Here is a 12706-nt window from a genome sequence, read left to right as displayed (position 1 = left end):
GCCTGGTTCTCGGGGGATTCGGAGAAGTTCACCAGCAGCTGGGCCCGGTCGATGGAGCCATCGGCGAGCGCAGCACCATGAAAGGCCTGCCCGGCGCATCGGCCTCCCGGTGCAGCACGTTCTGGTACAGCTTGCTGATGAAGCTGGCGTTGTCCACTGTGCCGTACATGCGGCTGAATTCCGGGCTGTCCAGGGTGTCAATCCCGGTCTTTTCGCAATGCGCCGGGGAGCGAACAGCCGTAAAATCAGCAGCAAAGGCCCAGGCTGGGCCGGCATTTCTTCAGGACAGCCCAGGCATGAGCAACTTCCCCAGCATCGAACTCGCCCAGGTCAACGACCCCGCCTGGTGGCGCAATCTGGCACCGGCGCTGCATGTCCATGACGTGCCTTTCCTGCAACAGCAGGGGGTCATGCGCATTGAAGACGAGATGGCAAAGACCCTGCGCGAGCTGATTCGCGTCGAAGGCTATTTCCAGTTGCCGCCTCAGCGCTGGGACCTGCCGATCGATGGCATGGTCAACCTGGTCAAGACGCTCAATGCCAACGGCCTGCCGCTGCCCTTTGCCTTCGTTTACGACGAATTCTGGTGCCTCTACCTGCGCCTGAACCACGTGATTGAAAGCCTGATCGGACCGGGCTTTCTGCGCCTGCCGGACTTCTGGGCCTGGCTGGTCGATCCACAGAAAGACGAAAGCGGCTGGAGCCCGCACCGCGACAAGAACCACAAGGCCCTGTTCGAGGACGGCTCGCCCAAGTCGGTGACGATCTGGATCCCATTGACCGATTCGACCACGCTCAACGGCTGCATGTACCTGGTGCCCGCGGACCGCGACCCTGTGTATGGGACGCCGCAGGACGACCAGCGCGTGTTCAAGCATTCCGACATCCGCGCGCTGCCAGCACAGGCCGGCAGCGTCCTGTGCTGGAACCAGGCGATCCTGCATTGGGGCTCGCATTCGAGCACGCGAGAAACACTGCCGCGCATCTCGGTTGCGTTCGAGTTCCAGTCAGGCCAGGTGCCGCCGTTCAACGAACCGCTGACCAAGCCCAATGAGATCCCGAGCTTCGCGTTCCGCATGCAGCTGATCGGCAAGCAGATCGTGCAATACAAGCACATGTATCCGCTAGCGCCGGAAGTCGAGGCATTTGCGCGCACCTTGTTCCAGGCTGAGCCTGCGCCGCCCACGGCAGCTGCGGCCGCCGCCACCTTCTAGAAGCAGGGGCAGCGGTCGCGCCGCCCGCTCACGCCACCCCGAGCGACTTCAGCGCGGGCAGGTGTTTGGCGACAAAGCTCTCGTACTGCTCACGCAGGTGGGCCAGATTTTCTTCCGCCGTCTGCAAAGCCTTGCCGTCCTTGAGCACCATCTCGCCGTTCGCGCGCAGCACTTCCGCGGCGAACAGAGCGGGGTCCGTGTGCTTGCGCCAACGCGCCAGCATGAACAGCTGCGAGAAACGCTGGACGGTCACCGCTCCACCCGTCACCGGGGAAGCCCACACCGCCACCTCGGCGCTGTAAAGGTTTTGCTCCGCGATTTCCGCATTCAGTTTGTCGCAGGCAGGTTTCGCCGCCTTGGCTGCGGCTTCCGACTGGCAAGGCGACACCCAGCCATTGCCGGCGAGCACGACGACCGCCTGCACGATGGCATCGAGCGAGATCGTGGTCGCGGCCAGCGCAGTCACGATCTGGCGCAGCGTCTTGGGCTGGTGGTTGCCGGTGGCCAATGCTTCCACCACAGGCTTGTAGATGTCTTCCCGTAGCTGCACTTCGCCCATTGACATCTTGACCTTGTAGGCCACGCTCTCGACGGGCACGACCAGGGCAAAGCGCATGTCCAGCAACAGGTCGGTGCGCTCACCGCGCTTGAGCTTGCGCGCTCCCCGCACATACAAATCCTTGCGGAACTGCTGGTTGACCATGTAGTCGCGTATCTGCTCGCGGAACACGGGGTTGTCAATGGTCTTCAGGAAGTCGACCTGCTCGGCGGTGAGATTGACCGCATCAACGAAGTCGACCGGGTTGCAGGATGCGGCGTAGTTGAGCTTGGCAGGCACCATGGCATCGACCACATCCGTGAAGTACATGGTGTTCCATTCACGGTTGAAGTACTCGTGCGCCAGGTAGTTACGGCTCTGCTCCTTGAGCTTGACCAGGCGGTCTTGCACGCCGGCGGCGGTCTGGATGTAGCGCGGCTTCGCGGCGAACATCTTCTCGGTGAACTCCAACGCGGCATTGACGCGGTCGGCTGCCGGCTTGCTGCGGTCCGTGTGGCGGTCATGCAGAGCAAAAGCCTGGCGCAGGGGAATGTAGGGGGCCCAGCCCGGAAAACAGTTGTAGCTCACGTAGAGCACACCACCGGGCTTGAGCTTGCGCTGGGCGAACTCGACGATGAATTTCTGGTTCTCCTTGCTGACCCAGCTCCAGATCCCGTGTAGCCCGATGTAGTCGAACTGCGGCAGGTCGGTGCGGCCCAGCATCTGTTCAAAACTGTCGTCCGTCAGCAGGGCGCCGCTGCCGGCCTTGCTGGCCAGTCCTGCGGCATAGGCCGCATGCTCTGGATTGAAATCGTTGCCGACAAATTTTCCGCTGCCGGCGGCGGCGTGGATATTGATGGACACGCCCTGTCCGAAACCCAGCTCGCAGTAAGCTGGCTGCTCTGTGTCAGGCGGCGCGATGCCATTGACGACCAGGCAGAACCGCTGGAACACCGGCGACAGTTCGCGGTAATACCCATAGGTGTAGGCCACATCCGTGAAATAGCCTTCTGACCACTGCTCTGACATTGCAAATCTCTCTTTGTTTGCTCAAAAAAAAAGCTGCCCCATTTGCATGGGGCAGCTGGCTATGCCTGAGCCAGACCGCAAGCGATCCGGCGGCCGCGCCTTTTAGAACGCGAAGTTGTTGTTGCTGACTTCAGTGTTCGCAACGATCTTCACCACCAAGTCATCGGCAGCCGTGTAGTTGCCGTCCTTGTTGGCATCGATGTAGACGTAGGAGTCAGCAGCGATGGTACCGACTGCAACGCCGCGGTCCACGCCACCGACTTCGAAGAAGTCGGTCACGCTCAGCACCGTGCCGTCGATTGCCGTGGCAAGCAGCACGCCCTTGACGCCCACGGCACGCTGGGTACCCTCGAAGCCGAAGGCGGTGACGTCGATGATGTCAGCCGTTTGAGCAGCCTTGCTGAAGTTGGTGATGGAGTCGTAGCCCGTGCCTTTGGAGGTCAGGTTCGAATCGCCAGCCTTCAGGAGGATGGTGTCGGTCTGCACGCTGGCAGCCGTCAGCGTGATCGCATCAGCGCCCTTGCCGGCGTTGACGGTGTCACCCTTGGTGCTCGACGTGTAGACGTCATCGCCCGAGCTGCCCAGGAACTGGACAGAGTTGCCAGCAGCGGCAGCGGACACCGAGATGGCGCCAGTTGCCGTGGAAGCGTCGATCTTGGCGATCGTGGCGGACGTCAGACCAGAGATGGTCGTGCCAGCGGCGCCGGTGATGTTCAGCGTGGTCACAGCGTCAGCAACCAGGGACGTGATGGTGTTCACATACTTGGTGGCAGCAACACCGGTATCGCCCTTGAAGTTGGACGTCAGGGTGATGGTTTCCACGCCATTGACGGTCAGGCCGGCAGAGGTGATGTTGCCTTCAGCCGTCGCGTCGTTGTCACCGTCGTTGGCGTTGAACGTGAACGTGGCCGCGTCGGCCTTGCCGGTGGCGTCCTTCAGCGTGTAGGTCAGCACGTTGGTCGCTGCGAAGTCGGCTGCCTTGGCAGAGTTCAGCGTCACCGTCGTGCCGGCAGCAGCGTTCTGGATGTCAGCGACTGCGGTCAGAGCGGTACCGGTCAGCGACACGGCGTTGAGCGTGGTCAGCTGGCTCATGTCGTAGTTGCCAGCGCCGCCGCCGATTTCCAGGGTTTCGAAGCCCGTGTAAATCTTGCTGCCGCCAGCCAGCCAGGCGCCGTTGATCACAGCCAGGGCGTCGGTACCGTCGCCGCCGGCGATGGTGGCACCAGCGGTCGTGGCGGCAGCGATCTTCAGCGTGTCGTTGCCAGCACCCAGGTCGATCTTGGCGGTTGCTGCGATGGCAACGCCGTACGTGATCGAATCCTTGCCAGAGCCGCCGGTGACGGTCACAGCAGCAGCGCCCAGGGTGGCAGTGACGCCGCCCGTGTTGACGCCAGCGTCCAGCTTGGTCACAGCGTTCAGGGCGCCGTCCAGGGTCAAGGTGCCGGCGCCATTGACGGTGACAGTCTTGAGGGCAGCAGCGGAGGCCGACAGGTCCAGCTTGTTGGCGCCAGAGGCGGCAACGATGGTCGCCGTGGTCAGACCGGTCACGCCAGCAACCTTCGTGTAGGAACCACTGGTGGTAACCGTGGCCGAGGTGGCCTTGTCATCCAGGGTGACGGTCTTGTTGGCGGTGGCGGAACCAAAGGCTTCTGCCGTCAGCGCCAGGGTCAGGCTGGTGTTGCCGGTGACGGTGACGTCTTGGTTCTGGTTGCGCACGGTCAGGTTGGCAGCGGCGCCAGCACCCTTGATCGCGCCCTTATCCGAGCTGTCAGACACGACAATGCTGCTCACGCCAGTGGCGTTGGTCAGATCCAGTGCAAAAGCGCCGACAAAGCGGCCATTGACGATCTCGACGTTGCGAATCGTCGGAGCGATGTCGGCATCGATCGTGGCGTTCAGCGTGTCGGTACCAGCGCCACCGTCGATGCTGTCGAAGGTTTGCAGCGTGCTCTTGGCGGCGCCGGCGCCGTCCAGCTGGATGGAGGAATTGAACACGTCGTTGGCGGAGCCACCGACCAGGGTGTCCTGGTTCAGGGTCAGCGCGGTCGTCACGCCGGGAACGCCAGAGATCGGGCCAACAGCCACGGCAGCAGCCACAGCACCCGGCAGGGCGGTCTGGGCGGCGGTCAGGCTGGCGGCGGTGCTGTCGACCGTCTTCAGGAAGGCGCGGGCGGAAGCGGCAGCAGCGGGGCCGGAGTAGCCGGTGATTTCAGCCGACGTGTCCAGTTCGCCGTAGAAGCTCGCGGCGATCGCGAGCTTGTTATCGACGGACTTCTTGTCGTCGTTTTGCGCGCCCAGCAAGATGGCTGCGGCAGCGCTGGCGGGGGAGATGCGGCCGGAGGCCACTTCCGTAGCCCAGTAGGTCAGGCCAGCGGGTTCAGCATCGCGGTTGAACAGGTTCTGGTAGATCGCGTTGATCTGGGCGGCGTTGAAGACCGGGCCGTACAGGGTCAACGACTCGGGCGAAGCGCTGAAAGCAGCGGCAACGCTGACTGCCGTGGCAGCCGGGTTGGCGGTGTAAAAGGTAACGCCGTCGAAATCGGCGGGGCGGCCGAAATAGGCCAGATACAGCTGGTTCAGCTGGGTGGTGGTCACTGCCATGGTGGATTAGCTCCTAAAATGAATATTGCCGTCTATCGATAGAAGACTCGGGCAGTCTAGCACGCCAAAATCGACATGTAACACCGCCCTCGCCTTTGCGGGTTTCCTGGCAATAGCACCAGTGCCCCACTAGGGCTAGCCGTGACTATAGTGGTTGCGCAATCGCGCCGTGTGACGTGCATCACTTTCCGTGAGATTGTGTTGCAGTTCGGCGACGGCACTTTTCGCGCCCAAACCGTTGTTTTTATTCAGGAAAAGTGCATTCACGCCTGCATGGCTGCAGGCTCTGGCACAGCAGGAATTCAGCAGGATTTCTGTGAAATGCCGCACCACAATTGCGCGGACAGCTATCAAAATAATAGCAATACAGGCACCAAGCCGGGGCGCTTGACTTTTCATATAGGATTTCAGGAAAATCGCATCCTATATGAATATACTGCTTCTTGTCCCGCTGAACACTCTGCCGGAACAGGACGCACGTCTCGTCGAATTACAAGCGGCCTTCGCGCAGGCATGCAACGCGCTGGCTCCCATTGTCCAAAGCACCCGCGTGTGGAACCGGGTCGCGCTGCACCACATGGCCTACAAGCAGCTGCGCGAACAGTTCCCGGCCATGGGCTCGCAAATGGTGTGCAATGCGATCTACTCCGTCTCACGCCACAGCCGCACCTTTTTCCAGAATCCCGCCAGCCCGTTCAATCTGGCAAAGCTGGGAGACAAGCCCCTTCCCCTGCTGCGCTTTAGTGACACCTGTCCCGTGTACTTCGACCGACACACTCTGAGTTTAAAAAATGGCCAGCTTTCGATGTACACGCTGGACGGGCGAATGCGATTTCAGCTCGACCTGAAGGCGCAGGACGAAGCCAATTTCCATGAGAAGAAGCTGCGTGAGATTGTTCTGTCGCGCCGCCTGGGCGGGGGATTCGACCTGCAGTTCACCTTCTCGGATGGCGAGGAAGAAGACAACAGCCCAGCAGCAGACAACGCGGGCGAACTGCCTGAATACGTGATCGTGGAAGAAACCAATGCAAACGCCTGACCCCAAACAGCTGGAACGCCCGGCATCCGAACTGCGGCGGGCAGTCGACGCGCTGCGCCCCTATTTCGTCCGGTCGGCGTGGTTCACCGTCATAGCCAGCCTGCTGGTGCTGATGCCCAGCTGGTACATGCTGGAGGTCTACGAGCGGGTGGTCAACAGCCGCAACCACCTGACCCTGGTCATGCTGACCCTGCTGGTCCTGGCGTCTTATGTGGTCATGGAAATCCTGGAGTGGGCGCATTCGGAAGAAATGCACGAAGCCGGACTGGCCCTGGACGCCGCCACCAGCGATCGCATCTTCTCAGCCAGTTTCGAGGCCAGACTCAAACACATGCCGGCCGGTACCGCCCAACCGCTGGCGGATTTGCGCACCTTGAGGGACTTTCTGCCCTCGGTCGTACTCAAGTCGCTGATGGAAGCGCCAGTCGCCCTGGTCTTCCTGGTCCTCATCTTTGCAATCAGCCCGATCCTGGGTTGGTCCGCGATGGCCGGTGCCGTTTTGCAGACCTTCGTCGCCTGGATGAACGAGCGCAGCACCCAGCCCCCGCTGTCCGCGGCGAACCGCAGCGCGATGGAGGCCCAGCGTTACGCCGACGGATCGCTGCGCAACGCGCAGGTCATTGAAGCCATGGGCATGCTGGGCGACATCCACAAGCGCTGGATTGGCAAGCAGCGCGAATTCCTCGGGCTGCAGGCCGTGGCGTCCGAGCGCGCGGGCCTGTTCCAGGCCATCTCCAAGTTCCTGCAGGTCGTCATGGGCTCTCTGCTACTGGGGCTGGGCGCCTGGCTGCTGTTGCGCAACGAGCTCAATGGCGGCCCCGGCATGATGATCATCGGCTCCATCCTGGGCGGCCGCCTGTTGCAGCCGCTGGTGCAGATCGTGACGCAATGGCGCGTTGTCGTGACGGCGCGCGACGCCTGGCGACGGGTGGACCAGCTCCTGACCGCCCTGCCGCCGCGTCTTGAAAGCATGGCGCTGCCCGCGCCGCGCGGCAACTTGCTGGCAGAAAACATTCTGGCCACGGCGCCCGGCTCCCAGATCCCCATCCTCAAAGGCGTCAGTTTCGGCCTCAATCCTGGCGAGGTGCTGGCCGTGATCGGCCCCTCGGCTTCGGGCAAAACCACGTTGGCCCGCGTCCTGGCAGGCATCTGGCCCTCCTACGGTGGCAAGGCGCGGCTCGACGGCGCGGACATTTACGCCTGGGACAAGAACGAGCTCGGGCCCCATGTCGGCTACCTGCCGCAAGGCGTGGAACTCTTTGACGGCAGCATTGCAGACAACATCGCCCGCTTTGGCACCGTGGAAAAAGCAAAAATCGAAAACGCCGCCCGGGCCGTTGGCCTGCATGACTTCATCATGGCCCTGCCACAGGGCTATGACACCGACGTGGGGCCCGAAGGAGCGCGGCTGTCGGGCGGTCAACGCCAGCGCGTGGGCTTGGCCCGCGCGCTTTACGGCGATCCGGTCTTCGTCTTGCTGGATGAGCCCAATTCCAGCCTGGACGACGATGGCGACGCAGCCTTGGCCACGGCCATCCGGACAGCCAAGGAACGAGGCACGACCTTTGTCGTGATCACGCATCGCACAAGCGTCCTGGGCGTGGCGGACAAGATCCTGTTCCTCAGCGACGGCACCGTACGGGCATTCGGTCCGCGCGATGAAGTGCTTGCTGCAATCAACAAGGCCCGCCAGGAAGCAGGCCAGGCCCGGCCCGCACAGCAGCCTCAGGCCACCCCCGCCACAGCGTTGCCCGCGCCAGAGGAAGCAGCATGAAAACACCGGCCCTCTTCCAACGCAGCGAGCTGATGGGCGCACTCTGGGCCTTTCGCCGGGAGTTCTGCATCGTCGGCCTCTTCAGCGCGGTCTCCAACTTGCTGATGCTGACGCCCACCATCTACATGCTGCAGGTGTACGACCGCGTGCTGGTCAGCCAGAGCGAATTGACGCTGTTGGCCGTGTCGCTGATCTGCTTGTTCCTGTTCGGCATCATGGCCATCGCGGAATGGACCCGCTCCCGGGTGCTGGTACGCGCCGGCGTCCGGCTGGACGAGCAGCTTGGCACCCGCGTCTTCAACGCCAGTTTCGAGTCCTACCTGGGCAGCTCCGGTGCGAGTCCGGCGCGGGCCTTTGGCGACCTGTTGCAGGTGCGCCAGTTTCTCACCGGCCAGGGCCTGTTCGCCTTCTTCGACGCGCCTTGGGCGCCTATCTATGTTGCAGTCACGTTCATGCTGCATCCGATGCTGGGCATGCTGGCCATCGTGTTCGCCTGCATCCAGGTGGCCCTGGCCTGGTTCGGGCATCGCCACACGGTGGCCCCGGCGGAAGCCGCCTCCCGGGCAGCCAGCGAGGTCGCCGTCTATCTGCAAGGGAAATTGCGCAATTCCGAAGTGCTGGAGTCCATGGGCATGGTGGACAACTTGCGCCATCGCTGGCGTGAACGCCACCAGGATTTCCTCACGAAGAACGGCCAGGCCCAGGCGGTGAACAACCGCGTGACGGCATGGAGCAAGTTCATCCGCTACAGCCAGCAATCCCTGGCCCTGGGAGCCGGCGCCCTGCTGGTGATCGACGGACAGCTTTCGGCGGGCGGCATGATTGCGGCTAACGTCCTGATGAGCCGGGCCCTGGCCCCCATCGACATGCTGGTGGGCAGCTGGCGCGGTTTCGTCAGCGCACGCGCGGCATTTGAACGGCTGGAAGACTTGCTCCAGCAATTCCCGGAACGCGACCCGGCCCTGTCGCGGGTGGCGCCGCGCGGGCAACTGCAGCTGCAGGCTGTCTTTGCCGGCGCGCCGGGCCGGGACACGCCCATCCTCAAGAACATCGGATTCACAGTCGAGCCGGGCACCGTCGTTGCCGTCCTGGGCCCCTCTGGCTCCGGCAAGTCGACGCTGGCACGTGTGATGGTCGGCATCTGGCCCGACGTCACCGGCGACGTTTTGCTCGACGGCCTGCCCCTGGGAGGCTGGAATCGCCTGGAACTGGGGCCGCACCTGGGCTACCTGCCGCAGGACGTTGAACTGTTCGAGGGAACGATCGCTGAAAACATTGCCCGCTTCAGCGAGGTGGACTCGGACAAAGTCATCGACGCTGCGCGCTGCGCCGGCCTGCATGAAATGATTCTTCGTTTCCCCAAGGGCTATGACACGCCCATCGGCGAGGCCGGTGGAATGCTCTCCGGTGGGCAGCGCCAACGCATCGGCCTGGCGCGCGCCGTGTACGGAGATCCCGCCATGGTGGTTCTGGACGAGCCCAATGCCAACCTGGACGAACCAGGTGAAGCAGCCCTGATGAACACCGTCGCCCAGCTCAAAGCCAAGGGCAAGACCGTCTTCCTCATCACCCACCGGCCCGGCGCCATCGGTGCGGCCGACCACTTGATGATCCTGAACAATGGCGTTCTGGTCGCCAATGGGCCGCGCGATGCCGTCATTGGCGCGCTAAAACAGCAGTCCGCCCAGAGTCAGGCTTCCGAGCCGCCCCATCCGCCCCTCACGCCGCAACCGGCCTGAGTTTGCTCCATACCGATTCCTGAAGACTTTTCGAGTTCAACGCCATGGTCAAATTTTCATTGCCGAAACGATCCCCTGCCGACCCCGCAAAGGACGCACCCGACGCAACGGCCGATGGCACAGTGGCGCTCAATACCGACACCGGCGGCGCCGCGCGTATCGGCATGTGGGCGCTGGCCATCGGTTTCGGCGGCTTCCTGCTCTGGGCCGCGTTCGCGCCGCTCGACGAAGGGGTGGCAGCGCCCGCCTTGGTCAGCATCGACACCAAGCGCAAGGCAGTTCAGCACCTGAGCGGCGGCATCGTCAAGGAAGTACTGGTCCGGGAGGGCCAAAGCGTCAAGGAAGGCCAGGCCTTGATCCGGCTCGATGAGGCGGTCGCCCGGGCGAACTATGAAACCACACGGCAACGCTACCTGGCGTTGCGGGCCATGCAGGCGCGGTTGTTGGCCGAGCAAAGCGGCGTCCAGGCCATCACCTGGCATCCGGACCTGGTGGAAGGTGGCAAGGATCCATTGATCCGTGCCCAGATGGACACCCAGCAGCAACTTCTCATCGCCCGGCGCTCCGCCTTGGCGGCCGAACTCCAGTCCCTCAACGAAAGCATCCAGGGTCAGGAAGGCTTGATTCAGGCCTACCAGGGCATGCTGGAGAACCGGAAAAACCAGTTGTCGTTGTTGAGCGAGGAGCTGAAAAACACCCGCGGTCTGGTCGCGGAAGGATATGCGCCCCGCAACCGCCAGTTTGAGCTCGAACGCGCAGTTTCCGAATCGAACACGGCCTTGGCGGAATTGCAGGGAAATACCATCCGCGCGCGCCGCACCGTCGGCGAGTTGCGCCAGCGCATGATCTCCCGCCAGCAGGAGTACCGCAAGGAAATCGAGAGCCAGATGGCCGAAGTCAGCCGCGAAGTGCAAGGCGACGCCGAGAAATTCCGCTCCCAGTTCAATGACCTCGAGCGCATGGAAATCAAGGCGCCGGCGACCGGGCAGGTCGTCGGCCTGACGGTGCAGACTCCCGGCGGTGTCATCCAGTCCGGGCAAAAGCTGATGGACATTGTTCCCAACGACGAACCCCTGTTGCTGGAGGCCCATGTGCAACCGCACTTCATCGACAAGGTCCACACCGGCCTGCCTGTGGACATCCGCTTCTCGGCCTTCTCGCACGCCCCCTCGCTGGTCGTTGATGGCCGTGTGCTGTCGATCTCGGGCGACCTGATCACCGAGCAGGCCAACAACGCCGTGACGAGCTACTACCTGGCACGTGTCGCGGTCACTCCCGAGGGCATCAAGAAGCTCGGCAAACACCAGATGCAGCCTGGCATGCCGGCAGAAGTGATTTTCCGCACCGGCGAACGTTCGTTGCTGACGTACATGCTGGGGCCCTTGACCAAACGGCTCGCAGCCTCGATGAAGGAGGAATGACCATGGACAAGCGTCTGGCCCGAAAGCGCGCACTGGTGCTCGCCGCGGCCGCAGTGTTCCACTTGCCGGCATGGTCCCTGGACCTTGCAGAAACTTACCGCCTGGCTCTGGAGCAGGACGCGACCATCCGTGCATCGCGGGCAGCCGCCGAAGCGGGCCGGGAGAGGCTGCCGCAGGCCCGCTCGCAGTTCTTCCCCAATATTTCAGCGAACTCGTCGCGCTTCAAGAATGAGCTGGACTCGACGACGCCTGACTTCCTGGGACGCACGGTCACCAACAGCGAAAAATACAGGAGCACCAACGATGCCCTGGTCGTGCGGCAGCCCCTGTTCCGCACGGAACTCCTGGCGCAGTACCGGCAGGCGGAGGCGATCGTTGCCGATGCCGAGGCCGTACTGGAGCGAGACCAGCAAAACCTGGTGATGCGGGTGGCGCAAACCTATTTTGAGGCGCTGCTCACGGAGCAGCAACTTGTCCTGGTGGGCATCCAGAAGGCGGCCTACACCACGCAGGTGGATGCGGCGCGCAAAGGCTTTGCGGCAGGCGCGGGAACGCGCACGGACATCGATGAAGCGCAATCGCGCCTGGACCTGATCGTCGCCCAGGAGCTGGAAGCGCGGCAGAACGTCGAACTGGTGCGCAGGCAGCTGCAGGCTCTGATCAACCGCCCCGTGACCGAAACCGTCGCCCGCATCGACCTGGCCAAGTTCCAGCTCGCGCCCCCCACGCCGTCCAGCGTGGAAGCCTGGACCGCGCAGGCCGAAGCATTCAGCCCCGAGATCCAGTCGGCCAAGGCCCAAGTCGATGCGGCCCGCGCCATGGTGGACAAAGCCAAATCCGGCCACTACCCCACGCTGGACGCCGTGGCTCAGCTGTCGCGCAGCATCAGCGACAACGTGACACGCATCAACACCGAGTACAACCAGCGGCAGATCGGCCTGCAGCTGAATGTGCCGATCTTCCAGGGCGGCTATGTCAACTCCCAGGTGCGCGAGGCACTGGCCCTGGTCACACGGGCGGAAAACGTGATTGAAGAGGTGCGCCGCGACCTCGGTGTTCGCGTGCACCGCGAGCACCGTGGCGTTACCGAGGGTGTCCTGAAAGTGCAGGCACTGGAGCAGGCTGTGCGCTCCGCCGAGCAGCTGGCCTTGTCCAGCAAGCGATCCTTCGAAGCCGGCGTGCGCACGCGGCTGGACATCCTCAACGCGGAGCAGCAACTTGGAACGGCGCGGCGCGATCTGGCGCAGGCGCGCTTCACCTATCTGGTCTCGCGGGTCCGTCTCAAGGCTCTGGCCGGCGGATTGAAGGCGGAGAACATTGACGAAATCAATGGGTGGCTTCAGCATTGATC

At 63.1% G+C, this 12706-nt stretch carries 10 protein-coding genes; 6 read left to right on the top strand and 4 right to left on the bottom strand.

The features are described 5' to 3' along the window. Positions 1–28: 28 nt before the first annotated feature. Positions 29–193 (bottom strand): DUF4214 domain-containing protein, encoded by a 165-nt coding sequence (locus Q0632_RS18880; protein WP_298933309.1) that lies wholly within the window; start codon positions 191–193, stop codon positions 29–31. 103 nt (positions 194–296) lie between these two features. Between Q0632_RS18880 and Q0632_RS18875 the strand changes: the two genes are divergently transcribed. Further along, complete coding sequence (locus Q0632_RS18875) at positions 297–1214, top strand: phytanoyl-CoA dioxygenase family protein (protein WP_298933057.1); 918 nt, start codon at positions 297–299, stop codon at positions 1212–1214. A 28-nt stretch (positions 1215–1242) separates the two neighbouring features. Here Q0632_RS18875 and Q0632_RS18870 read toward each other — a convergent pair whose 3' ends face one another. The 3 genes from Q0632_RS18870 to Q0632_RS18860 form a co-directional block, all read right to left on the bottom strand. Then, on the bottom strand, positions 1243–2781 hold the full coding sequence (locus tag Q0632_RS18870; RefSeq protein ID WP_298933055.1) for a class I SAM-dependent methyltransferase: 1539 nt from the start codon (positions 2779–2781) through the stop codon (positions 1243–1245). Between the two features lie 102 nt (positions 2782–2883). Further along, positions 2884–5382 carry a DUF4214 domain-containing protein gene (locus tag Q0632_RS18865; RefSeq protein WP_298933053.1) on the bottom strand — a complete coding sequence of 833 codons (2499 nt, stop codon included), beginning with the start codon at positions 5380–5382 and terminating at the stop codon, positions 2884–2886. A 135-nt stretch (positions 5383–5517) separates the two neighbouring features. Further along, positions 5518–5781 (bottom strand): hypothetical protein, encoded by a 264-nt coding sequence (locus Q0632_RS18860; protein WP_298933051.1) that lies wholly within the window; start codon positions 5779–5781, stop codon positions 5518–5520. A gap of 28 nt (positions 5782–5809) precedes the next feature. On the opposite strand from Q0632_RS18860, the gene Q0632_RS18855 reads away from it, so the two are divergent. The 5 genes from Q0632_RS18855 to Q0632_RS18835 are packed head-to-tail and all read left to right on the top strand — an operon-like array spanning position 5810 to position 12704. Then, complete coding sequence (locus Q0632_RS18855; protein ID WP_298933050.1) at positions 5810–6421, top strand: hypothetical protein; 612 nt, start codon at positions 5810–5812, stop codon at positions 6419–6421. Continuing rightward, entirely contained in the window at positions 6408–8195 is a 1788-nt protein-coding gene (locus Q0632_RS18850) for a type I secretion system permease/ATPase (RefSeq protein WP_298933049.1), read from the top strand. The genes Q0632_RS18855 and Q0632_RS18850 overlap by 14 nt, the downstream gene beginning before the upstream one ends. Further along, positions 8192–9934 (top strand): type I secretion system permease/ATPase, encoded by a 1743-nt coding sequence (locus Q0632_RS18845; protein WP_298933048.1) that lies wholly within the window; start codon positions 8192–8194, stop codon positions 9932–9934. Before Q0632_RS18850 ends, Q0632_RS18845 begins: the two co-directional genes overlap by 4 nt. 44 nt (positions 9935–9978) lie before the next feature. Continuing rightward, positions 9979–11355: an HlyD family type I secretion periplasmic adaptor subunit gene (locus tag Q0632_RS18840; protein WP_298933047.1), complete on the top strand. Its 1377-nt coding sequence runs from the start codon at positions 9979–9981 to the stop codon at positions 11353–11355. Positions 11356–11357: 2 nt separating this feature from the next. Then, positions 11358–12704 carry a TolC family outer membrane protein gene (locus tag Q0632_RS18835; protein WP_298933046.1) on the top strand — a complete coding sequence of 449 codons (1347 nt, stop codon included), beginning with the start codon at positions 11358–11360 and terminating at the stop codon, positions 12702–12704. Positions 12705–12706 lie beyond the last annotated feature (2 nt).

The organism is uncultured Ramlibacter sp., assembly GCF_936925435.1.
In the GTDB taxonomy this organism is placed as follows: Bacteria; Pseudomonadota; Gammaproteobacteria; order Burkholderiales; family Burkholderiaceae_C; genus Ramlibacter.
This window is presented reverse-complemented; position numbering and strand designations above follow the sequence as displayed.

Bases quoted from the DNA above. Each gene is read 5' to 3' on its own strand.
- Q0632_RS18875 (WP_298933057.1), top strand. From the start codon at position 297: ATGAGCAACTTCCCCAGCATCGAACTCGCCCAGGTCAACGACCCCGCC.
- Q0632_RS18870 (WP_298933055.1), bottom strand. From the start codon at position 2,781: ATGTCAGAGCAGTGGTCAGAAGGCTATTTCACGGATGTGGCCTACACC.
- Q0632_RS18865 (WP_298933053.1), bottom strand. From the start codon at position 5,382: ATGGCAGTGACCACCACCCAGCTGAACCAGCTGTATCTGGCCTATTTC.
- Q0632_RS18860 (WP_298933051.1), bottom strand. From the start codon at position 5,781: ATGAAAAGTCAAGCGCCCCGGCTTGGTGCCTGTATTGCTATTATTTTG.
- Q0632_RS18855 (WP_298933050.1), top strand. From the start codon at position 5,810: ATGAATATACTGCTTCTTGTCCCGCTGAACACTCTGCCGGAACAGGAC.
- Q0632_RS18850 (WP_298933049.1), top strand. From the start codon at position 6,408: ATGCAAACGCCTGACCCCAAACAGCTGGAACGCCCGGCATCCGAACTG.
- Q0632_RS18845 (WP_298933048.1), top strand. From the start codon at position 8,192: ATGAAAACACCGGCCCTCTTCCAACGCAGCGAGCTGATGGGCGCACTC.
- Q0632_RS18840 (WP_298933047.1), top strand. From the start codon at position 9,979: ATGGTCAAATTTTCATTGCCGAAACGATCCCCTGCCGACCCCGCAAAG.
- Q0632_RS18835 (WP_298933046.1), top strand. From the start codon at position 11,358: ATGGACAAGCGTCTGGCCCGAAAGCGCGCACTGGTGCTCGCCGCGGCC.